General features: G+C 72.5%; 17 protein-coding genes and 1 pseudogene. 13 read left to right on the forward strand and 5 right to left on the reverse strand.

Annotated elements, in window-relative coordinates:
* Window positions 1–93: 93 nt before the first annotated feature.
* Window positions 94–567 (forward strand): MarR family winged helix-turn-helix transcriptional regulator, encoded by a 474-nt coding sequence (locus ACIRSU_RS19130; protein ID WP_403793515.1) that lies wholly within the window; start codon window positions 94–96, stop codon window positions 565–567.
* Window positions 568–625: 58 nt separating this feature from the next.
* On the forward strand, window positions 626–1,123 hold the full coding sequence (locus ACIRSU_RS19135; protein WP_403793517.1) for a GNAT family N-acetyltransferase: 498 nt from the start codon (window positions 626–628) through the stop codon (window positions 1,121–1,123).
* Between the two features lie 45 nt (window positions 1,124–1,168).
* Here ACIRSU_RS19135 and ACIRSU_RS19140 read toward each other — a convergent pair whose 3' ends face one another.
* The 3 genes from ACIRSU_RS19140 to ACIRSU_RS19150 form a co-directional block, all read right to left on the reverse strand.
* Window positions 1,169–2,644, reverse strand: coding sequence for a LamG-like jellyroll fold domain-containing protein (locus ACIRSU_RS19140; protein ID WP_403793650.1), 1,476 nt, complete (start codon window positions 2,642–2,644; stop codon window positions 1,169–1,171).
* A complete protein-coding gene (locus ACIRSU_RS19145) occupies window positions 2,548–4,728 on the reverse strand; it encodes an exo-alpha-sialidase (RefSeq protein ID WP_403793519.1) in 2,181 nt (726 codons plus the stop codon). The genes ACIRSU_RS19140 and ACIRSU_RS19145 overlap by 97 nt, the downstream gene beginning before the upstream one ends.
* A gap of 108 nt (window positions 4,729–4,836) precedes the next feature.
* On the reverse strand, window positions 4,837–5,268 hold the full coding sequence (locus tag ACIRSU_RS19150) for a VOC family protein (protein WP_403793521.1): 432 nt from the start codon (window positions 5,266–5,268) through the stop codon (window positions 4,837–4,839).
* 109 nt (window positions 5,269–5,377) lie between these two features.
* Between ACIRSU_RS19150 and ACIRSU_RS19155 the strand changes: the two genes are divergently transcribed.
* From ACIRSU_RS19155 to ACIRSU_RS19175, 5 genes and pseudogenes are all read left to right on the forward strand, one after another.
* On the forward strand, window positions 5,378–8,365 hold the full coding sequence (locus ACIRSU_RS19155) for a bifunctional [glutamine synthetase] adenylyltransferase/[glutamine synthetase]-adenylyl-L-tyrosine phosphorylase (protein WP_403793523.1): 2,988 nt from the start codon (window positions 5,378–5,380) through the stop codon (window positions 8,363–8,365).
* A gap of 79 nt (window positions 8,366–8,444) precedes the next feature.
* Window positions 8,445–9,128, forward strand: coding sequence for a VanZ family protein (locus ACIRSU_RS19160; RefSeq protein WP_403793525.1), 684 nt, complete (start codon window positions 8,445–8,447; stop codon window positions 9,126–9,128).
* Between the two features lie 9 nt (window positions 9,129–9,137).
* Window positions 9,138–9,815, forward strand: a complete 678-nt coding sequence (locus ACIRSU_RS19165; protein ID WP_403793526.1) for a response regulator transcription factor — start codon at window positions 9,138–9,140, stop codon at window positions 9,813–9,815.
* On the forward strand, window positions 9,808–11,046 hold the full coding sequence (locus ACIRSU_RS19170) for a sensor histidine kinase (protein ID WP_403793528.1): 1,239 nt from the start codon (window positions 9,808–9,810) through the stop codon (window positions 11,044–11,046). Before ACIRSU_RS19165 ends, ACIRSU_RS19170 begins: the two co-directional genes overlap by 8 nt.
* Window positions 11,030–11,224, forward strand: a pseudogene (locus tag ACIRSU_RS19175) (amidohydrolase family protein); the annotation flags it as partial. The gene ACIRSU_RS19170 and the pseudogene ACIRSU_RS19175, both read left to right, overlap by 17 nt.
* A 47-nt stretch (window positions 11,225–11,271) precedes the next feature.
* On the opposite strand, the gene ACIRSU_RS19180 reads toward ACIRSU_RS19175, so the two are convergent.
* Window positions 11,272–12,210: a phosphatase PAP2 family protein gene (locus ACIRSU_RS19180; protein ID WP_403793530.1), complete on the reverse strand. Its 939-nt coding sequence runs from the start codon at window positions 12,208–12,210 to the stop codon at window positions 11,272–11,274.
* 75 nt (window positions 12,211–12,285) lie between these two features.
* Window positions 12,286–13,338: a LacI family DNA-binding transcriptional regulator gene (locus ACIRSU_RS19185; RefSeq protein WP_403793532.1), complete on the reverse strand. Its 1,053-nt coding sequence runs from the start codon at window positions 13,336–13,338 to the stop codon at window positions 12,286–12,288.
* Between the two features lie 315 nt (window positions 13,339–13,653).
* Between ACIRSU_RS19185 and ACIRSU_RS19190 the strand changes: the two genes are divergently transcribed.
* From ACIRSU_RS19190 to ACIRSU_RS19215, 6 genes are all read left to right on the forward strand, one after another.
* Window positions 13,654–14,934 (forward strand): extracellular solute-binding protein, encoded by a 1,281-nt coding sequence (locus ACIRSU_RS19190; protein ID WP_403793534.1) that lies wholly within the window; start codon window positions 13,654–13,656, stop codon window positions 14,932–14,934.
* A gap of 54 nt (window positions 14,935–14,988) precedes the next feature.
* Entirely contained in the window at window positions 14,989–16,002 is a 1,014-nt protein-coding gene (locus tag ACIRSU_RS19195) for a carbohydrate ABC transporter permease (protein WP_403793536.1), read from the forward strand.
* Complete coding sequence (locus ACIRSU_RS19200) at window positions 15,999–16,889, forward strand: sugar ABC transporter permease (RefSeq protein ID WP_403793537.1); 891 nt, start codon at window positions 15,999–16,001, stop codon at window positions 16,887–16,889. The genes ACIRSU_RS19195 and ACIRSU_RS19200 overlap by 4 nt, the downstream gene beginning before the upstream one ends.
* Window positions 16,890–16,958: 69 nt before the next feature.
* Window positions 16,959–18,635, forward strand: coding sequence for an alpha-amylase family glycosyl hydrolase (locus ACIRSU_RS19205; RefSeq protein WP_403793539.1), 1,677 nt, complete (start codon window positions 16,959–16,961; stop codon window positions 18,633–18,635).
* Window positions 18,623–19,702, forward strand: coding sequence for a LacI family DNA-binding transcriptional regulator (locus tag ACIRSU_RS19210; protein WP_403793541.1), 1,080 nt, complete (start codon window positions 18,623–18,625; stop codon window positions 19,700–19,702). The genes ACIRSU_RS19205 and ACIRSU_RS19210 overlap by 13 nt, the downstream gene beginning before the upstream one ends.
* Before the next feature lie 160 nt (window positions 19,703–19,862).
* Complete coding sequence (locus ACIRSU_RS19215; RefSeq protein WP_403793543.1) at window positions 19,863–21,563, forward strand: carbohydrate-binding module family 20 domain-containing protein; 1,701 nt, start codon at window positions 19,863–19,865, stop codon at window positions 21,561–21,563.
* The last annotated feature ends 51 nt before the right edge of the window (window positions 21,564–21,614 follow it).

Here is a 21,614-nt window from a genome sequence, read left to right on the forward strand (position 1 = left end):
GGCGGTGCTCCTTTCAGTGATATCTTCTCGGAAGAAGTAACTTCTTTCAGGAACTCTCTTCTCTGGGGAAGAGATTAGGTCGGGAGGGATACCGTGTCAACGCCCGCGCAGCCCTCGAAGGCGTCGATGCCGCACGACGCGAGCGCGATCTACCGCCGCTATCTGAGCGCCGTGATGCTGCACGGCCACGCCGGCGCCCGCGCCGTCGACCTCGGCGCCACCGACCTCTACGCGCTGAACATCCTCGATCTGGCCGGACCCATGACCCCCGGCGAACTCGGCGCCCGCACCGGGCTCACCACCGGCCCGACCACCCGGCTCGTCGACCGCCTGGAGAAGGCCGGCTACGTCCGCCGGGCCGCCGACCCCGGCGACCGGCGCAAGGTCATCGTCGAACCTGTCGACCGCCCCGCCGGCCTCGATCAGGCCCTCGCCCCCGCCCGGCGCCGGATCGCCGAGATCCTCGTCGGCTACCCGCCCGAGCAACTCGCCGTCCTCTTCGACTACTTCACCCGCGCCGCCGAGGCGTACCGCGAGTCCGCCGAGGAGCTCCAGCGGGAAGGCTGACCGACCGGGCCGAGAAACCCGTTGCGCTCCGTGAGCGGCGGGGCCGAGACTGCCGCCCGTGACCAATGTGAAGATCATCGAGACGGAGCGGCTGCTCCTCCACCCGCTCTCCGTCGACGACGCCCGGCGCATCGTCGACGCCCGGCCCGCGCCCGGCGACCGCTGGGCCGAGGAGTACCCGGGCGCGGGCGACGGGCGCAGCGCGCAGGGCTTCCTCAACGGGGTCGCCGAGCGCGGCGACCCGGGGGCCTACCGGCCGTACGCGATACAGCTGCTCGCGGACGGCACCACCGTCGGCGGCATCGGCTTCCACGGGCCGCCGGACGCCGACGGTGTCGTGACCATCGGCTACGGCCTCGTGCCCGGCGCCCGCGGCAAGGGCTACGCCTCCGAGTCGCTGCGCGCCCTGATCGCCCGGGCCCGCGAGGCCGGCGCCACCGCCGTGCGCGGTGACGCCGACCTCGACAACATCGCCTCCCAGCGGGTGATGGAGGCGGCGGGGATGACGTACGAGGGCGAGGACGAGAAGGTGCGGAACTACTGCCTGGTCCTCTGAGGCCCGTCCGGGACCGTCACACCCGGTGAGGCCCGTCCGGGGCCGTCACATGCGGGCGTACGCGCCCGCCGCCGTGACGGTGTCGAACGGCAGCCGGACCGCGGTGGCCGAGTCCGCCGGGACCGGCGTGTCCGCCGACCGCAGCGCGGTCAGTTCGGCGTCCGACAGGGCCCGGCGGACCAGCCGGAAGTCGTCCATCGAGCCGTGGAAGCGGTCCGCCGCGGCGCCGTCGGGCCGGGCGCCCAGCAGGAAGCCGCGGACGTCGAAGCCGTCGTCGTACGTCAGCGAGCCCGCCGGCGCCTGCTTCGTGGCGCTCGTGCCGTCGACCGACAGGGTCAGCGCGCCGCCCTGGCGGCGCAGCACCACCAGGCGCCAGGTGTCGTCGCCGAAGACCGTGCCCGGCGGGGCGACGACGTCGAGCGTGGTGGTCGCCGCGTCCGTCTGGAGCAGGGCCGTGACCTTGTTCTGCGCGGGCACGGCCCGCAGCCACACCTGGCGCTCGCCGCCACCGACGCCGTACGCCCAGGCCAGCACCGGAGTGGTGTTGAGCCCGTCCTGGTAGCGCACCCACGCCGCCAGCGTGAAGTCGCCCGCGCCGAGCGCCTTCGCGTCGCCGTACGGCAGCTCGACGGCGTCGTCGACCCCGTCGAAGTCGAGCGCGCGCCCGTACCTGGCGCCCGTGGCCGAGACCGTCGCCCCGCCCCGTACGTACCCGTGCGAGCAGTGCGTGCCGGCGTCGGGCGTGGCCCGGGTCGTCGCGTCGTCGACGGGCCGCATCACCAGGTGCTGTTCGGTGTTGCCCGGTTCCATGGACCACCACAGGGCGGGGTCCTTCGGCGGGGCCCAGCCGCCCACGGGCGTGTCGGCCAGGTCGGCGACGTCCGCGGCGGACAGCGCCCGCCCGTAGAAGCGGAAGTCGTCGAGGGCGCCGGTCAGGACGTCCGTGCCGGTCGGCTTCGAACCGATCCGGAAGCCCTCGGGCGTGGCGATGCCGTCCGTGAAGGAGCCGGCCAGGCCGTCCGCCGTGGCGACGCGGGCGCCGGGCGCGGCCGGGTCGAGGCCGTCGACGCCCACGGTCAGGCGGGAGCCGGGCGCCTGGCCGGCGCTCCGGGTCAGGGTGAGCAGGTGCCATCGGTCGTCGCCGAAGGCGCGCCGGTCGCTCTCGCCGGCCGCCTGGGTGTCCGGCAGGTCGAGCGTGACCGCGCCGGCCGCCGTCTCGGCCCGCACCGTCAGCCGGTCGAGCGAGGGCTTCGCGCGCACCCACAGCGACGGCTTGCCCGAGGTGGAGCCGTACGCCCACATCAGCGCCGCGTCCGGGGTGCTCGTGGTGGCGGCGTAGCGGAACCACAGGGTGAAGGTGAAGTCGCCGGCGCCGGTGTCGAGCGCGGGCAGGTACGGCACCTCCACGCCCGGCAGGCCGCTGTTCACGACCAGCGCGCCGCTCCCGATCCGCCCGCCGGTCTGGGCGCTCTCGGAGGACGTCGTGCCGAGCAGGGTGCCGTCGGCGCAGTGGCCGGACACGTCGTCCTGGATCCGGGTGGTGCGCAGCGCCGCCGGGTCGGCGGTGTCGACGACCTGGAACGGCAGGTGCGCGGCGAGCCGGTCCGGCGCCACCGCGGCGGCGCCGGAGCCGCGCAGCAGGGCGCGCTGGTCCGCGGGGAGCGCGGTCCTGTAGAGCCGGAACTCGTCGACGACGCCGGTGAAGCCGTCGGCGGGCGCGCCCACCGGGTCCACGACCGGCTTGTCGCCGATCTCGACGCCGAGCCCGGTGGTGTCGTCGGTGCGCGGGCCGGCCAGCGCGCCCGACACGGCGCCCTGCTGGGTGCCGGTCCGCCCGTCGACGTCCAGGGTGACCGTGCCGCGGCGCGGACCAGGGTGAGGTGGTGCCACTGGCCGTCGCCGAAGGCGGGCCGCGCCGGGTCCGGGCCGGGGAGCGTGGCCGTCGCGGTGCCGCCGGTGCCCTGCACCCAGGCGTAGACCCGGTTCTGGCCGGGCTGCGCCCGCACCCACACCTGCGGCTTGGCCGAGCCCACCCCGTACGCCCAGAACAGCGCCTGCTGCGGGGTGCTCGTCGTCGCGTCGTACTTGAAGAACAGGGAGTACGTGACGTCTCCCGCGCCCGGGTCGAGGGACGGGGTGTACGGCAGGTCGGCGTGGCCGTCGACGCCGTCGAGGGCCAGACCCTGGCCGAAGGAGGTCGTGGTGCCGGCCGGCGGGTAGACGGCGCCGGAGCCGAGGGAGGCGCCGGAGGAGAGGTAGGCGTCGTTGGCCTCGGCGGTCCGGTCCGGGGTGGTGCGCCCGGCGGCCGGGGTGGGCTGGGGGAGCGCGGAGCCGAGGTGGGTGACCGACGCCGGCAGCTGCAGCTCGGCGGCGCGGAACCGGTTGAAGTAGATGTACTCGGCGGAGAAGCTGGGCCCGCCCTCGTAGAGCAGGCCGAACTCGCCCTCGGACAGTTCGGCGAGGTCGGAGTAGCCGGCCCGGTCGCCGGCCGCGGCGCTCAGCAGGCCGCCGGTCGCGTTCGTCCAGGTGGCGCCTTCGTCCGTGGAGTAGCGGATCCGCATCTCCTGGCGGTTGGTGGGATGCGCCGGGGCGGACATCAGCAGCAGGTCGCCCGGCACCGAGCGGTAGGTGCGGGCCGGTGCGAGCACCGAGGCGTCGACGTCCGGGCCGGTCCAGCCGGCGGTGAGGGACAGCTTCGGCACGGTCGTGCCGCCGTCCTCGCTGACGGCGTGCATCCGGTGCCCGGCGTCGTACGGGCTGCGGGCGCTGACGTACACCCGGCCGCCGGGCAGCTCGGCGACGGTCGGCTCGCCGGGCTTGGCGAGCGGGGTGCCGCCGGCGTCCTCGGCGTACGAGTTGACGGTGGCGCCGGCGTGCCAGGTCGCCCCGTGGTCGTCGCTGTAGAGCACGCCGGCGCGGGCGTCGGTGCCGCTGACCCGCTCGTACGCGCCGACGAGCAGCCGTCCGGCGTGCGGGCCCTCCTTCAGCTGGATGCCGTGGCCCGGGCCGGTGCCGAACCAGCCGGTGCCGGTCGCGGTCAGCCTCGGAGCCGGCTGCGGAGCGCCCCAGGTCAGGCCGTCGTCGGTGCTCTTCTGCACCCACGACATGCGGGCGTCGCCGGTGGTGGCGACCGCGTCCTCGGAGTTGGAGAGCAGGAAGACGTCACCGGTGACGAGGTCGGCGACGGGGGAGGCGTTGCCGCGGACGTACGGTGCCTCGGGATCGGTCTCGCTGCCCGAGAGCACCACCCGTATCGGGCCCCAGGTGCGCCCGTCGTTGGTCGAGCGGCGCACGACCGTGTCGATGGGGCCGCGGTCGGCGCAGGACGGCGAGGTGCGCGCCTCGGCGAAGGCGAGCAGCGTGCCCGACTTCGTCCGCACCAGGGTGGGGATGCGGAAGCAGCCGTATCCGGCCGTTCCGGAGCGGAAGAGGGCCTGCTGGGTGCCGATGCGGTTCGCGCCGGACAGGGCGGTGCCGCTCGCCGCGGCGGGTGGTGCGGCGGCGAGGCCGACGAGGGCGGCGAGGGAGGCGAGGGAGGCGAGGGACGTGAGCGAGGCCAGGAACGCCCCGGTGCGCGACCGGGGCCGAGATCGTGTTCTCCACATGCACCGGACGCTAACCAGCCGTCAGAACCCCTTGGTCACAGCCCCCTTGGCGCATCCGCTCTGCCATGCTTCGGGCCGGAATGGCGACGCCGTGCGTTCGCCCGGAGGTCAGCGCTCGGACAGCTCCGACGGCGCCTCCTGCACCACCCACCCGTTGCCGTCCGGGTCGGAGAAGGTCAGGAACGAGTTCCACGGCTGACCCCGGCCCTCCTCCCAGCCCGACGCGCCCACGTGCACCACCGGCGAGATCTCCACGCCCGCGGCGGCGAGCGTGGCGCGCGCCGCGTCGATGTCGGTGACGCACAGCTGGAGCCCGTGCAGGGTGCCGGGTTCCATCTGGCGGGCGCCGGGGAAGGGCGGCATGCCCTGGACGAGGGAGAGCGAGCAGCGCGAGCCCGGTGGGGTGATCTGGATGACGCGGACGCCCGGGGCGACCTCCTGGTCCAGGTCGACCTTGAAGCCGAGCCGCCCTCCGTAGAACTCCTTCGCCCGGTCCAGGTCGCTGACGGGTACGGGGACCACTTCCAGTGTCCAGTTCATGCCCCCGATTCTGCCGCCGCGCCCCGCCGCGCGCTCCCCGGGGCGACCCGGCGCCCCGCCGGGGATAGGCTCGACCGGCACTCAATCGACCGGTGGAGGGAGCGGCGGGATGACGGCGCCGGGACGCAGGAGCAGTACGTTCACCCGGCTGCTGCGGCACGGGTTCACCGACCCGTCCGCCGCCGAGCGGCTGCTCGACCTGGACGACCTCGCCCCGCTGCGCGGCGACTCCGTGCTGCTCGACGCCCTCGGCGCCACCGCCGACCCCGACCTCGCGCTGCGCGGCCTGGTCCGGCTCGTCGAGGCGCAGCCGCCGGCCGAGCGGCCGGCCCTCACCACCACGCTGCTGTCCGCGAAGCCGTTCCGGGACCGGCTGCTCGGGGTGCTCGGCGCGTCCGAGGCGCTCGCCGACCACCTGGCCCGCCACCCGCACGACTGGCAGGCCCTCGTCACGTACGAGGCGGCCGACCTGCACCCGGGCGTCGCCGAGTTCGAGCGTGGGCTCGCCGAGGCCGTCGACCCGGTGACGCTGCGGGTCGCCTACCGGCGCTGCCTCCTCGCCATCGCGGCCCGTGACGTGTGCGGCACCACCCACGTCGCGCAGACCGCCGCCGAACTCGCCGACCTCGCCACCGCCACCCTGCGCGCCGCGCTCCGCATCGCCGCGGCCGCCGCGCCCGAGGACGCGGCGCAGTGCCGGCTCGCCGTGATCGCCATGGGCAAGTGCGGCGGCCACGAACTGAACTACGTCTCCGACGTCGACGTCATCTTCGTCGGCGAGGCGGCGGACGGCACCGACGAGTCCAAGGCGCTGCAGGCCGCGACCCGGCTCGCCTCCCACCTCATGCGGATCTGCTCGGAGACCACGGTCGAGGGCAGCATCTGGCCCGTCGACGCCAACCTGCGCCCCGAGGGCCGCAACGGGCCGCTGGTCCGCACCCTCTCCTCGCACCTCGCCTACTACCAGCGCTGGGCCAAGACCTGGGAGTTCCAGGCCCTGCTGAAGGCACGCCCGGTGGCCGGCGACGCCGAGCTGGGCGCCGCGTACATCGAGGCCGTCTCCCCGCTGGTGTGGCAGGCCGCCGAACGCGAGAACTTCGTGCCCGACGTGCAGAAGATGCGCCGCCGGGTCGTCGACAACATCCCGGCCGGCCACGTCGACCGCGAGCTGAAGCTCGGTCCCGGCGGCCTCAGGGACGTCGAGTTCGCCGTCCAGCTCCTGCAGTTGGTGCACGGCCGCAGCGACGCCACGCTGCACAGCGGCACCACCCTCGACGCGCTCGCCGCCCTCGCCGCCGGCGGCTACGTGGGCCGCGCCGACGCCGCCCAGCTCGACGACGCCTACCGCTTCCTGCGCGCCATGGAGCACCGCATCCAGCTCTACCGGCTGCGCCGCACCCATCTCGTCCCCGAGGGCGAGGCCGATCTGCGCCGCCTCGGCCGCTCGCTCGGCCTGCGCACCGACCCGGTCACCGAGCTCAACCGGGAATGGAAGCGGCACGCGGCCGTGGTGCGCCGGCTGCACGAGAAGCTGTTCTACCGGCCGCTGCTCGACGCCGTCGCCCAGCTCGCCCCCGGCGAGATCCGGCTCAGCCCGAAGGCCGCCGGGCAGCGGCTCGAAGCGCTCGGGTACGCGGACCCCGCCGCCGCCCTGCGCCACCTGGAGGCGCTGTCCTCCGGCGTCAGCCGCAAGGCCGCCATCCAGCGCACGCTGCTGCCGGTGCTGCTCGGCTGGTTCGCCGACTCGGCCGACCCGGACGCGGGCTTGCTCGGCTTCCGCAAGGTGTCCGACGCGCTCGGCAGGACGCCCTGGTACCTGCGCCTGCTGCGCGACGAGGGCGCCGCCGCCGAGAACCTCGCCCGGGTCCTCTCCGCCGGCCGGCTCGCCCCCGACCTGCTGCTCCGCGCCCCCGAGGCGGTCGCCATCCTCGGCGACCCGGAGGGCCTGAAGCCGCGTGGCCGGGACCACCTGGAACAGGAGGTGCTCGCCGCCGTCGGCCGCGCCGACGGCCCCGAGCAGGCGGTGGCCGCGGCCCGCGGCGTGCGCCGCCGGGAGCTGTTCCGCACCGCCGCGGCTGACCTCATCGCCTCCTACGGCACCGAGGACAACCCCCGCGAGGCCGACCCCGGCGCCCTCGTCGACCGCGTCGGCCGGGCCGTCACCGACCTCAACGCGGCGACGATCTCGGGCGCGCTCAGGGCCGCCGTGCGCGCCGAATGGGGCGACGAGCTGCCGACCAGGTTCGCCGTCATCGGCGTCGGCCGCTTCGGCGGCCACGAACTCGGCTACGGCTCCGACGCCGACGTCCTCTTCGTGCACGAGCCGCGCGAGGGCGTCGACGAGCAGGAGGCGGCGAAGGCCGCCAACCGGGTCGTCACCGAGATGCGCCGGCTGCTCCAGCTGCCCACCGCCGACCCGCCGCTGCTCATCGACGCCGACCTGCGCCCGGAGGGCAAGAGCGGCCCGATGGTGCGCACCCTGAAGTCCTACCAGGCCTACTACCGCCGCTGGTCGCTCGTCTGGGAGGCCCAGGCCCTGCTGCGGGCCGAGCCGATGGCCGGCGACCGGGAACTCGGGCAGCGCTTCATCGAGCTCGTCGACCCGCTGCGCTACCCCATGGAGGGGCTCGGCGAGGAGGCGATCCGCGAGATCCGCCGCCTCAAGGCCCGCATGGAGACCGAACGCCTGCCGCGCGGCGCCGACCCGACGCTGCACGCCAAGCTGGGCCGCGGCGGCCTCAGCGACGTCGAGTGGACCGTCCAGCTGCTCCAGATGCGGCACGGCTGGGCCGAACCCGGCCTGCGCACCACCCGTACCCGCGAGGCCCTCGCCGCCGCCCACGCGGCCGGGCTCATCGGCACGGACGAGGCGCAGACCCTGGACGAGGCCTGGGTGCTCGCCACCCGGGTGCGCAACGCGGTGATGCTGGTCCGCGGCCGCGCCGGCGACACCTTCCCCTCCGAGCCCCGCGAACTGGCCGCCGTCGGACGGTATCTGGGCTACGCCCCCGGGCACGTCGGAGAGATGGTCGACGACTACCGGCGCATCACGCGGCGGGCGCGGGCGGTGATGGAGGAGCTGTTCTACGGCGCGTGAGTGATACGGCGCCCAGGCATCCGGGGACGGGCGGGAAACGCATACGCCGACGCAACACCCCCTCGTGTCCGATGGGCGCATGAACCACGACGCACCCCTGAACCCGCGCCGTCTCGTGATCCCCGGTCTGGCACTCCTCGCCCTCGCGGGCGCCGGTTACGCCCTGCGCGGGCCGCTCCTGATGGCCGCGCCGAGGTGCCTGGCCGGGCGGTGGCACGGCTGCTACGACACCTTCAACGGCGTGGTGCTCATGACGCTGCTCACGCTGCCGCTCGCCGTCCTTGTGGCGTGGGCCCTCGCCCGGCGCCGGCGGGCCGCCGGTGTCGCGTGGCCGTGGCGGCTGTCGCTGGCCGAGGTGGGCATGGTCCACGGGACGGTGCCGTTCCTGGGGATGACCCTGATGCCGGGCGCGGCGCCCGGCGTCGCGCCCGCCCGGGTGAGCCTCGTACCGCTGCGGGACCTGGCCACCATGGGGACGCTCGGCATCGTCGGCAACCTCCTGGTCTTCGCCTCGCTCGGCTTCTTCGCGCCGATGCGGTGGACGGCGACGGCCTCCCTGCCGCGGATCCTGGCGCTCGGCGCGGGCTGCTCGGTCCTGGTCGAGACCGCGCAGTACGTGCTGCGCCTCGACCGGGTCACCTCCGTGGACGACGTCCTGGTCAACGCCACCGGCGCGGTCCTGGCCGGGCTCGCCTCGCGCCGCTGGTGGCGCACGGCGAAGGAGACACCGGCGCATACGTCGCCGATATGTCCCGCTGCCTAGGCTTCGGCCATGCGCGTACTGATCGTGGAGGACGAACCGCATCTGGCGGAGGCCGTCCGGGACGGCCTCCGGCTGGAGGCGATCGCCGCCGACATCGCCGGTGACGGGGACACCGCCCTGGCGCTCCTCGGCGTCCACTCCTACGACCTCGCGGTGCTCGACCGTGACATCCCCGGCCCGTCCGGCGACGAGATCGCCCGGCACCTCGTCGCCTCCGGCAGCGGCATCCCGATCCTCATGCTCACCGCCGCCGACCGGATCGACGACAAGGCCTCCGGCTTCGAGCTGGGCGCCGACGACTACCTGACGAAGCCGTTCGAGCTGCGGGAGCTCGTCCTGCGGCTCCGGGCGCTCGACCGCAGGCGCGCGTACGCCCGGCCCCCGGTCCGCGAGATCGCGGGCCTGCGCCTCGACCCGTTCCGCCGGGAGGTCTTCCGCGACGGGCGCCAGGTCGCGCTCACCCGCAAGCAGTTCGCCGTCCTCGACGTCCTCGTCGCGGCCGAGGGCGGGGTCGTCAGCGCCGAGGAGCTGCTCGAACGGGCCTGGGACGAGAACGCCGACCCCTTCACCAACGCCGTCCGCATCACCGTCTCCGCCCTGCGCAAGCGCCTCGGCGAACCCTGGCTCATCGCCACGGTGCCGGGCGTCGGCTACCGCATCGACCCCCAGCAGGGCAGTCGTGGCTAGACGTCCCGGGCTCAGCGCCCGGCTCAAGCTCACCCTCAGCTACGCCGGCTTCCTCGCGGTCGCCGGCGGTCTGCTCCTCGCCGTCGTGTGGGTTTTCCTGCTGCGGTACGTCCCCGACAACGACCGGGGCCTGCTCGGGATCTCGCCCAACCGCTACCTCCTCGTGCACACCTTCGCGCCCGCCGCGGCCGTCGCCCTGGGCCTCCTGCTCGTCTTCGGCCTCCTCGGCGGCTGGCTGCTGGCCGGGCGGATGCTCGCGCCGCTCGACCGGATCACGGCCGCGGCCCGGCTGGCCGGCGACGGATCGCTGTCCCACCGCATCCGCATGCCGGGCCGCCGGGACGAGTTCCGGGAGCTCGCCGACACCTTCGACACCATGCTGGGCCGGTTGGAGTCGCACGTCGCCGAGCAGCGGCGCTTCGCGGCGAACGCCTCCCACGAACTGCGCACCCCGCTCGCCGTCTCGCAGACGCTGCTCGACGTCGCCCGCAAGGACCCGACGCGCGACCGCGACGAGGTCCTCGCCCGCCTCCAGGCCGCCAACACGCGCGCGATCGACCTCACCGAGGCCCTGCTGGTGCTCAGCCGCAGCGACCGAGGCACCTTCCGCCGCGAGTCCGTCGACCTCTCCCTCCTCGCCGAGGAGGCCGCCGAGACCCTGCTGCCGCTCGCCGAGCGGCGCGGGCTCACGCTCGACGTCACCGGGGGAGCGGCCCTGACCAGCGGCTCGGCGGAGCTGCTGCTGCGGCTGGTGACGAACCTCGTCCAGAACGCGATCGTCCACAACCTGCCCGTCGGCGGCACCGTGACCGTCCACACCGAGGCGCGGGACGGCGTGAGCGTGCTGCGGGTCGAGAACACGGGCCGTACCGTCCCACCGGACCTGGTGCCGACCCTCACCGAACCCTTCCAGCGCGGAGCGGAACGCGTACGCACCGACGAGCACGCCGGTGTCGGCCTCGGCCTCGCCCTCGTGCACAGCATCGTCCGCGCCCACGAGGGCACCTTCGACCTCGTCCCGCGCCCGGCCGGCGGTCTGCTCGTCACGGTCCGGCTGCCGGGAGGCCCCAAGATCCGGCTGCCGGGAGGCTCCTGGCCGGCCCGCGTCCAGCAGCCGCCGCCGGCAGCGCTCCAGGTACCCGGCGAGCGCCGGCTCGAAGGCCTCGTCCGCCCGGTCCTCCGTCATCCCCGTGAGCGCGCGGGCGAGCTGCGCCGGGCAGATGGCCCTTGAGGGCATGACCACGCACGCGGCGCTCGCCGCGGGGGAGGAGCGGACGGCGGGCCGCATCGCGCCCGGCTACCGGGCCGACCTGACCGCCTTCACCGTCGACCCGGCCCCGGCCGACGAGACCGCGACCGCGCCGATCCGGCTCACGGTCGCGGGCGGGAGGATCACGTACCGGAGCTGACGCGCTCCGGGAAAATCACGTACCGGAGCTGAGGCGCTCCGGGAGAATCACCTACCGGAGCCGACGCGCTCCGGGGTGTCCTGCGCCGCGGCGTCCGCCGGGTCCCGGTCCGCCTCCTCCGCCGGGAGCGGACCGCCCGGCGTCACGCCCTGCGGGGCCGAGGCGAGCGGCTCCACCAGCTTCGGCAGCCGGTGCGGGTGGGTGCCGAACCAGACGTACGCGACGGCGAAGCCGAAGCTCAGGCAGAGCACGCCGCCCACCGCGTCCATCCAGAAGTGGTTGGCGGTGGCCACGATGACGACCAGCGTCGCCGCCGGGTAGAGCATGCCGAGGATCCGCGCCCAGGGCGCCTTCGCCAGCAGGAAGATGGTGAGCCCGCACCACAGCGACCAGCCGATGTGCATCGACGGCATCGCCGCGTACTGGTTCGACATGTGCTTGAGGTTGCCCGAGGCCATCGAGCCCCAGGTGTGGTGCACCAGCACGGTGTCGGTGAAGTGGCCGCCGTTCATCAGCCGGGGCGGCGCGAGCGGGTACAGGTAGTAGCCGACGAGGGCCACGGCCGTGGTCGCGAAGAGGACGGTGCGGAACGCCGCGTAACGGCCCGGATGCCATCGGTACAGCCACACGAGCACACCGATGGTCACGACGAAGTGCAACGTGGCGTAGTAGTAGTTCATGCCCACGATCAGCCAGGTCACCGAGTTGACGGCCTGGTTGACGGCGTGCTCGAAGGCGAGCCCGAGGCTGTGCTCGGTCTGCCAGACCCAGTCGGCGTTCCGGAGGGCCTGGGCCTTCTGCTCGGGCACCGCGTTGCGGATGAGCGAGTACGTCCAGTAGCTGACCGCGATCAGGAGCACCTCGAACCAGATCCGCGGGCGCCGGGGCGTACGGGCCCGCAGAGCGCGCGCGAACCAGCCGTCGGCCACGATGGGTGACGACGGGGTCGTCCGAATTTCCGAGGTCTTCACGGTCGTTTCACCCATAGGAGGAGAGTTTGCCAGATGCCTGCTCCTCGACCGATCATCCCGCGGTCGGGTATCAGGCGCACCCGCTCCGCCTCAAGACGTAGGGGACGGGGCAGGGGGAGCGGCGGGGGACGCGGGTGCCGAGGCGGTCGATCCGCGCACCACCAGCTCCGGCATGAAGACGAACTCGCTGTGCGGCGCCGGCGTCCCGCCGATCTCCTCCAGGAGCGCCCGGACCGCCGCCTGCCCCATCGCCTGCACGGGCTGGCGGATGGTGGTGAGCGGCGGATCGGTGAACGCTATGAGCGGGGAGTCGTCGAAGCCGACGACCGAGACGTCCTTCGGCACCTGCAGCCCCTGCTGCCGGGCCGCCCGGATCGCGCCCAGCGCCATCATGTCGCTCGCGCACACGATGGCCGTGCAGCCCTTGGCGATGAGCGCGGCGGCGGCGGCCTGGCCGCCCTCCAGGGTGTAGAGGGAGTGCTGGACCAGCTCGTCGGTCTCCTCCGGGGAGAGCCCGAACCGCTCCCGCATCCCCTTGCCGAAACCCTCGATCTTGCGCAGCACGGGCACGAACCGCTTCGGCCCGACCGCGAGCCCGATCCGGGTGTGCCCGAGCGCCGCCAGGTGCGTCACGGCCAGCACCATCGCGGCCCGGTCGTCGGGGGAGACGAAGGGGGCCTGCACCTTGGGGGAGAAGCCGTTGATGAGGACGTACGGGACGCCCTTGCCGCGCAGCCGGTCGTAGCGGCCCATGTCGGCGGTGGTGTCGGCGTGCAGTCCGGAGACGAAGATGATGCCGGCCACGCCGCGCTCCACCAGCATGTCCACGAGCTCGTCCTCGGTGGACCCGCCGGGGGTCTGGGTGGCGAGCACCGGGGTGTATCCCTGCCGGGTGAGGGCCTGCCCGATGACCTGCGCGAGCGCGGGGAAGATCGGGTTGTCCAGCTCGGGGGTTATCAGTCCGATGAGGCCCGCGCTGCGCTGGCGCAGCCGTACGGGCCGCTCGTAGCCGAGCACGTCGAGCGCGGCAAGCACGGATTCACGGGTGGCCGAGGCCACACCGGCCTTGCCGTTGAGCACGCGGCTGACTGTGGCTTCACTGACCCCCGCCTGGGCTGCGATGTCGGAGAGCCGCGCGGTCATGGGAGTGGACTGTACCGGTCGCGGGTCGGATTGCCCACCACGTACGGGTTCCGGCCGCTCTCGCCTCCCTTCGGGTGTCTTTCGCAAGTTCTTGCAAGCGGGACCGGGGTCTCTTCGCTGTCAAGCGGCTCATCGGCAACCTTCGGGACACGCAGATGTAACGATCCCCGTGTCTTGCAGAAATTTCCCGCAAGGTCTTTCGGCGAGTTTTCATCCCTGTTACGTTCCTGCCCAGCCCGGCGCGCCGCGAGGGAGCGGTCGCATGAGGAAGGTTCGAGCCCCTCGTCCATCCGGGACCATCCTGAAGGAGTTCACATGCGGCGTGGCATAGCGGCCACCGCGCTGGTCGCGGCCCTGGGCGTGACCCTGGCGGCGTGCGGAAGCGGCGACAACGGTTCCGCCGGCGGCGGCTCGAAGAGCTCGGGCGAGCTCTCCGGCACCGTGACCTGGTGGGACACGTCCACGGTCGGTTCCGAGGACAAGGTCTTCAAGCAGCTTGCCGAGGACTTCACCAAGCAGCACCCCAAGGTCACGATCAAGTACGTCAACGTGCCCTTCGGCGAGGCCCAGAACAAGTTCAAGAACGCCGCACAGTCCGGCGCCGGCGCCCCCGACGTGATCCGCTCCGAGGTCGCCTGGACCGCCGACTTCGCGAACCTCGGCTACCTCGCGCCGCTCGACGGCACCCCGGCGCTGAAGGACCAGGACGACTTCCTCAAGCAGGCCGCCGCGTCCACCAAGTACAACGGCAAGACCTACGCCGTGCCGCAGGTCATCGACTCCATGGGCATCTTCTACAACAAGAAGATCTTCAAGGAGGCCGGTGTCGAGGTCCCCAAGACCATCGACGAGCTCAAGTCCGTCTCCGCCAAGATCAAGCAGAAGACCGGCAAGACCGGCCTCTACCTGCGCGGCGACGACGCCTACTGGTTCCTCTCCTTCCTGTACGGCGAGGGCGGTGACATGGTCAACGCCGACAGCAAGACCGTCACCATCGACAACCCCGCCGGCGTGAAGGCGTTCAAGACCGTCAAGGACCTGGTCGACTCCAAGGCCGCGATCACGGACGCGACCAACGGCTGGGACAACATGCAGGCCGCCTTCAAGGACGGCAAGGTCGCGATGATGATCAACGGCCCGTGGGCCGTGACCGACACCTACACCGGCAAGGAGTTCGCCGACAAGGCGAACCTGGGCATCGCGCCGGTCCCGGCCGGCTCGGCCGGCCAGGGCGCCCCGCAGGGCGGTCAGGGCCTGGCCGTGTACGCCGGGTCCAAGAACCTGGACGCCTCCTACGCCTTCGTCCAGTACATGAGCTCGGCCGAGTCGCAGATCAAGGTCGCCAAGCAGCTCAGCCTGCTCCCGACCCGTCAGTCGGCCTACAACGACCCCGACGTGGCCCTCAACCCGATGATCACGTTCTTCAAGCCGGTCGTCGACAAGGCCGTCGAGCGTCCCTGGATCCCCGAGGGCGGCAGCCTCTTCACCCCGCTCGTCACCGAGTACACCAAGGTCCTCACCAACCAGACCAGCCCGGAGGACGGAGCCAAGGCGGTGGGCGACAGCTACCGCAAGCTCCTCAAGGGCTGGAAGTAACGGCAGCACCGGGTAACGGCAGCAGCGGCAGCAAGAGGAAGGCAGACCGGCTAGATGGCTGTGGACACCAGCAGCCAGTCGGTGGCGAAGGCCGCGGGCGACGACGTCGCCCGCGGCCGGAGCCGCGGCACTGGCAAGCGGCAGAGCGCCACGAGGCGTTCCCTCTCCACCCACTGGTACGCCTGGGCGATGGTCGCCCCGGTCGTGCTCGTGATCGGCGTGATCATCGGATACCCGCTGGTCCGCGGCATCTGGCTGTCGCTGACCGACGCCGACGAACGCAACGTCGAGCGTTCCATCGGCGTCAACCACATCCCGGCGACCTACAAGTTCGTCGGCGTGGACAACTACGTCGACGCGCTCACCGGCAGCCAGTTCCTCGCCACCCTCGGCTGGACGCTGCTGTGGACGGTCTCCTGTGTCTCGGTGACCTTCGCGCTCGGGCTCGCGCTCGCCAACGTCCTCAACCGGAAGATCGCCGGCCGCTCCGTCTACCGGATGCTGCTGATCCTGCCCTGGGCGGTCCCCGGCTTCGTCTCCGTCTTCGCCTGGCGCTTCCTCTACGACGAGCGCCGCGGCATCCTCAACTCGCTGCTCGCGGGCGGCGGCATCGACGCCGTGCCGTGGCTCAACGACCCGACCTGGGCCAAGTTCTCGGTCATCGCCGTCAACGTCTGGCTCGGCGTCCCGTTCATGATGGTCGCCCTGCTCGGCGGCCTGCAGTCCATACCCGGTGAGCTGTACGAGGCCGCCGAGATGGACGGCGCGAACGCCCTGCAGCGCTTCCGGCACATCACCCTGCCCGGCCTGCGGTCGGTCAGCACGACGGTGATCCTGCTGAGCACCATCTGGACCTTCAACATGTTCCCGGTGATCTTCCTGCTCACCCGGGGCGGTCCCGGCGAGGCCACGCAGATCCTGGTGACCCAGGCGTACAAGTTCTCCTTCGAGATCAGCCCGCGCGACTACGCCCAGTCCTCCACCTGGGGCGTGCTGATCCTGATCCTCCTGATGGTCTTCGCCGCGGTCTACCGGCGGGTCCTCCGCAAGCAGGGAGAAGTCTGGTGACCACTGCCCCCGCCTCCGCCCCCGCGCACGCCCGCGTGCCCGCCAAGGCCAACGCCTACCGCCGCGGCCGGCGTTCGCCGCTCGCCTCCGTCGGGCTGCACCTCACGCTGGTCGTGGCCTCCGTGATCGCCGTCTTCCCGGTGCTGTGGGTCCTGCTGACCTCGCTCAAGCCCGCGAAGTTCGCCACCACCACGGACTTCGTCAAGGAGCCGACGCTCGAGAACTACACGGGCCTGCTGCGGGACACCCCGTTCCTCACCTGGTTCGGCAACTCGCTGCTCGTCGCCGCCCTCACCACCGTGATCGGCGTCTTCGTCTCCTCCACCACCGGCTACGCCGTCAGCCGCTTCCGCTTCCCCGGCAAGCGCGGCCTGATGTGGACGCTGCTCATCACCCAGATGTTCCCGGTCGCCGTCCTCATCGTGCCGATCTACAACATCATGGCGTCGATGGGCCTGCTCAACAGCCCGACCGGCCTGGTCATCACGTACCTGACCATCGCCGTCCCGTTCTGCGCCTGGATGATGAAGGGCTTCTTCGACACCATCCCGCGCGAGATCGACGAGTCGGGCTACGTCGACGGCCTCAACCCCTTCGGCACCTTCTGGCGGCTGATCCTGCCGCTCGCCAAGCCGGGCATCGCGGTCACCGCCTTCTACTCCTTCATCACCGCCTGGAGCGAGGTCGCCTACGCCTCCGCCTTCATGGTCGGCGACGAGAACCTCACCCTCGCCGGCGGACTGCAGAAGTTCGTCAACCAGTACGGCGCCCAGTGGGGCCCGATGACCGCGGCCTCCGTGCTCATCGCCATCCCCGCCGCCCTGGTGTTCCTCTTCGCCCAGCGCCACCTGGTGACCGGCATGTCCGCCGGCGCCGTCAAGGGCTGAGCCCGAGCCGCACGCCGGACCGACCCCGTACGAAAGACCGTACGAATGTCCTTACGACGCAAGGAAGACATGACCCAGCACCTCGCCACCGCCGCCGCTGACGCCGCCCCGACCACCGGCACGCAGTCGGGATGGTGGAGAGACGCGGTGATCTACCAGGTCTATCCGCGCAGCTTCGCCGACGGTGACGGCGACGGCATGGGCGACCTCATGGGCATCCGCAGCCGGCTGCCGTACCTGAAGGAGCTCGGCGTCGACGCCGTCTGGCTCTCCCCCTTCTACGCCTCCCCGCAGGCCGACGCCGGCTACGACGTCGCCGACTACCGGGCCATCGACCCGATGTTCGGCACCCTCCACGACGCCGACGCCGTCATCCGCGAGGCCCACGAACTGGGCCTCCGGATCATCGTGGACCTGGTCCCCAACCACTCCTCCGACCAGCACGAGTGGTTCCAGCGCGCGCTGCGCGAGGGCCCCGGCTCGGTGCTGCGCGAGCGCTACCACTTCCGCCCCGGCAAGGGCGTGAACGGCGAACTCCCGCCCAACGACTGGGAGTCCATCTTCGGCGGCCCCGCCTGGACCCGTACGGAGAACCCGGACGGCACCCCCGGCGACTGGTACCTGCACCTCTTCGCGCCCGAGCAGCCCGACTTCAACTGGGAACACCCGGCCGTCCGCGACGAGTTCCGCTCCATCCTGCGCTTCTGGCTCGACATGGGCGTCGACGGCTTCCGCGTCGACGTCGCCCACGGCCTGGTCAAGGCCGAGGGCCTGCCCGACATCGGCGGCCACGACCAGCTGAAGCTGCTCGGCAACGACGTCATGCCCTTCTTCGACCAGGACGGCGTCCACGAGATCTACCGCTCCTGGCGCAAGGTCCTCGGCGAGTACGACGGCGAGCGCGTCCTCGTCGCCGAGGCCTGGACCCCCACCGTCGACCGCACCGCGAACTACGTGCGCCCCGACGAGATGCACCAGGCCTTCAACTTCCAGTACCTGGGCACCCACTGGGACGCCGCCGAGCTGCGCGGCGTCATCGACGCCTCGCTCGCCGCGATGCGCCCCGTCGCCGCCCCCACCACCTGGGTGCTCTCCAACCACGACGTCACCCGGCACGCCACCCGCTTCGCCAACCCGGCGGGCCTCGGCACCCAGCTGCGCACCCCCGGCGACCGCGAACTCGGTCTGCGCCGGGCCCGCGCCGCGACTCTGCTGATGCTGGCGCTGCCCGGCTCCGCGTACGTCTACCAGGGCGAGGAGCTCGGCCTGCCCGACGTCACGGACCTGCCCGACGAGGTCCGCCAGGACCCGTCGTTCTGGCGGGCGTCCGGCCAGGACGGCTTCCGCGACGGCTGCCGGGTGCCCATCCCGTGGACCGTCGAGGGCTCCTCGTACGGCTTCGGGGCCGGCGGCTCCTGGCTGCCGCAGCCGGACACCTGGGGCGCGCTCAGCGTCGAGGCGCAGACCGGCGACCCCACCTCCACCCTGGAGCTGTACCGCAGCGCGCTCGCCGTGCGCCGCGCACAGCCGGGGCTCGGCGCGGGCGAGTCCGTCGAGTGGCTGGACGCCCCCGAGGGCGTCCTCGCCTTCCGGCGCGACGGTTTCGTCTGCACCGCCAACACCACCGGCCGGGCCATCTCCGTCCCGCTGCCCGGCCGGTTCCTGCTCGCCAACGAGCCGGTCTCCCATGACGGGGAGGCCGTCGTCGAGCTGCCCGCGGACACCACTGTCTGGTGGGCGGTGTGACGATCCCCCTGCCGCGGGGCGCCGGAGGGGGCGCCCCGCGGCTCGCGGACATCGCGGCCCAGTCCGGGGTGAGCGAGGCCACCGTCAGCCGCGTCCTCAACGGCAAGGCGGGTGTGGCCGGCGCGACCCGGCACAAGGTGCTCGCCGCGCTCGACGTGCTCGGCTACGAGCGTCCCGTACGGCTCAAACGGCGCAGCGCCGGCCTGATCGGCCTGGTCGTGCCCGAGCTGACCAACCCCATCTTCCCGGCCTTCGCCCAGGTCGTCGAACAGGTCCTGGCCGGCCACGGCTACACCCCGGTGCTCTGCACCCAGATGCCGGGCGGCGCCACGGAGGACGAGCTGGTCGACCAGCTCGTGGAGCGCGGGGTGGCCGGCATCGTCTTCCTGTCCGGGCTGCACGCGGACGCCACCGCCGACCCGGCCCGCTACACCCGGCTCGCCGACCGCGGGGTGCCGTTCGTCCTCATCAACGGCTTCAACGAGCACATCGACGCCAACTTCGTCTCGCCCGACGACCGGGCCGCGGCCCGGATGGCCGTACGGCACCTGGTCGAACTCGGCCACGAGCGGATCGGGCTCGCCATCGGGCCGACGCGTTACGTGCCCTCGCGCCGCAAGGCGGAGGGCTTCGCCGCCGAGCTGCGGGCCCTGCTCGGCGTCGAGCGGGCGGAGGCCGAACGCTTCGTGCGGCCCACGCTGTTCGGCGTCGAGGGCGGCCACGCCGCCGCCGACCTGCTGCTCGCCGAGGGCTGCACCGGCATCGTCTGCGGCTCCGACCTGATGGCGCTCGGCGTGGTGCGGGCCGCCCGCGCCCGGGGCCTCGACGTGCCCACGGACGTGTCCGTCGTCGGCTTCGACGACTCCCCGCTGATCGCGTTCACCGACCCGCCGCTGACGACGGTCCGTCAGCCGGTGCAGGCGATGGCGACGGCGGCGGTGGGCGCGCTGATCGAGGAGATCGAGGGAAACCCGGTCCAGCGGACGGAGTTCGTGTTCCAGCCGGAGCTGGTGGTGCGGGGCTCGACGGCGCAGCCGCCGGCGCGGCTGCCGGGCGCCGTCGCGTAACTCTTTGCGCAATCGCTTGCGCCGAGGTGTGCGGGGGGTTGACCGCACACCTGTACGCCCCTACGGTCACGGCTGAAAACAGTTGCTTGAATTTTCGGCAACTTCTTGCGAACCGCTCAGTGCGGAGCTCTTGCGACAGGGACGTCGTACAGGAGGAAACATGGCAAGAAAGACCGTGGCCGCTGCACTCGCCCTTGTGGCAGGAGCCGCTGTGGCCGTCACGGCACCCCCCACCGCCCAGGCCGCCCCGCCCGGCGAGAAGGACGTCACCGCGGTGATGTTCGAGTGGAACTTCGCGTCGGTGGCCAAGGCGTGCACCGACCAGCTCGGCCCCGCCGGCTACGGCTACGTGCAGGTCTCCCCGCCGCAGGAACGCGTCCAGGGCTCCCAGTGGTGGACCGCCTACCAGCCCGTCAGCTACAAGATCGCCGGCCCGCTCGGCGACCGCGCCGCCTTCAAGAGCATGGTCGACACCTGTCACGCGGCGGGCGTGAAGGTCGTCGCCGACTCCGTGATCAACCACATGGCCGGCCCTTCGGACCCGAACGCCACCTACACCGGCACCGGCGGTTCCTCCTACAGCAAGTACAACTACCCCGGCGTCTACTCCGGCGCCGACATGGACGACTGCCGCGCGACCATCTCCAACTACCAGGACCGCGCCAACGTCCAGAACTGCGAGCTGGTCAACCTCGCCGACCTCGACACCGGAGAGGACTACGTCCGCGGCCGGATAGCCGGGTACCTGAACGACCTGCTGTCGCTCGGCGTCGACGGCTTCCGCGTCGACGCCGCCAAGCACATGCCGGCCGCCGACCTCGCGAACATCAAGTCCCGGCTGACGAACCCTTCCGTCTACTGGAAGCAGGAGGCCATCTACGGCGCCGGCGAGGCCGTCTCCCCGAGCGAGTACCTCGGCAACGGCGACGTCCAGGAGTTCCGCTACGCCCGCGACCTCAAGCGCGTCTTCCAGGGCGAGAAGCTCGCGTACCTGAAGAACTTCGGCGAGGCCTGGGGCTACCTGCCCAGCGGCCAGGCCGGCGTCTTCGTCGACAACCACGACACCGAACGCGGCGGCGACACCCTCAACTACAAGGACGGCGCCAACTACACCCTCGCCGCCGTCTTCATGCTCGCCTGGCCCTACGGCTCCCCGGACGTCCACTCCGGCTACGAGTGGACCGACAAGGACGCCGGCGCGCCCAACAACCACCAGGTCAACGCCTGCTACAGCGACGGCTGGAAGTGCCAGCACGCCTGGCGCGAGATCGCCTCCATGGTCGCCTTCCGCAACACGGCCCGCGGCCAGGGCGTCACCGACTGGTGGGACAACGGCAACAACCAGATCGCCTTCGGGCGCGGCAGCAAGGCGTACGTGGCCATCAACCACGAGTCCGCCGCGCTGACCCGCACCTTCCAGACCTCCCTGGCCGCGGGCACCTACTGCGACGTGCAGTCGGGCAACCCGGTGACGGTGAACTCCGCGGGCCAGTTCACGGCCACGCTGGGCGCCAACACGGCGCTAGCCCTGCGGGTGGGCGCGACGAGTTGCGCGGCCCAGCCGGTCACCGCCGGCGCCTCGTTCAACGTCAACGCCACCACCGTGCCCGGCCAGAACATCTACGTCACGGGCAACCGCCCGGAGCTCGGCAACTGGGCCCCGGCCGCCGCCCTCAAGCTCGACCCGGCCTCGTACCCCGTCTGGAAGCTCGACGCGAGCCTCCCGGCCGGCACGGCCTTCGAGTACAAGTACCTCCGCAAGGACGCGGCCGGGAACGTCACCTGGGAGTCCGGTGCCAACCGCACCGCGACCGTCCCCGCCTCCGGCCAGGTCGTCCTGAACGACACCTTCCGCAACTAGCCACGCCTCCCCGTGTTCCAGGGCCGCCCCGCCGGGGCGGCCCTCTCTTTC

This window comes from Streptomyces sp. NPDC101160, from assembly GCF_044768205.1.
Classification (GTDB): domain Bacteria; phylum Actinomycetota; class Actinomycetes; order Streptomycetales; family Streptomycetaceae; genus Streptomyces.

Coding starts and splice junctions, on each gene's coding strand:
- ACIRSU_RS19190 (WP_403793534.1), top strand. CDS start 13,654: ATGCGGCGTGGCATAGCGGCCACCGCGCTGGTCGCGGCCCTGGGCGTG.
- ACIRSU_RS19160 (WP_403793525.1), top strand. CDS start 8,445: ATGAACCACGACGCACCCCTGAACCCGCGCCGTCTCGTGATCCCCGGT.
- ACIRSU_RS19180 (WP_403793530.1), bottom strand. CDS start 12,210: ATGGGTGAAACGACCGTGAAGACCTCGGAAATTCGGACGACCCCGTCG.
- ACIRSU_RS19185 (WP_403793532.1), bottom strand. CDS start 13,338: ATGACCGCGCGGCTCTCCGACATCGCAGCCCAGGCGGGGGTCAGTGAA.
- ACIRSU_RS19195 (WP_403793536.1), top strand. CDS start 14,989: ATGGCTGTGGACACCAGCAGCCAGTCGGTGGCGAAGGCCGCGGGCGAC.
- ACIRSU_RS19165 (WP_403793526.1), top strand. CDS start 9,138: ATGCGCGTACTGATCGTGGAGGACGAACCGCATCTGGCGGAGGCCGTC.
- ACIRSU_RS19215 (WP_403793543.1), top strand. CDS start 19,863: ATGGCAAGAAAGACCGTGGCCGCTGCACTCGCCCTTGTGGCAGGAGCC.
- ACIRSU_RS19145 (WP_403793519.1), bottom strand. CDS start 4,728: ATGTGGAGAACACGATCTCGGCCCCGGTCGCGCACCGGGGCGTTCCTG.
- ACIRSU_RS19150 (WP_403793521.1), bottom strand. CDS start 5,268: ATGAACTGGACACTGGAAGTGGTCCCCGTACCCGTCAGCGACCTGGAC.
- ACIRSU_RS19205 (WP_403793539.1), top strand. CDS start 16,959: ATGACCCAGCACCTCGCCACCGCCGCCGCTGACGCCGCCCCGACCACC.
- ACIRSU_RS19155 (WP_403793523.1), top strand. CDS start 5,378: ATGACGGCGCCGGGACGCAGGAGCAGTACGTTCACCCGGCTGCTGCGG.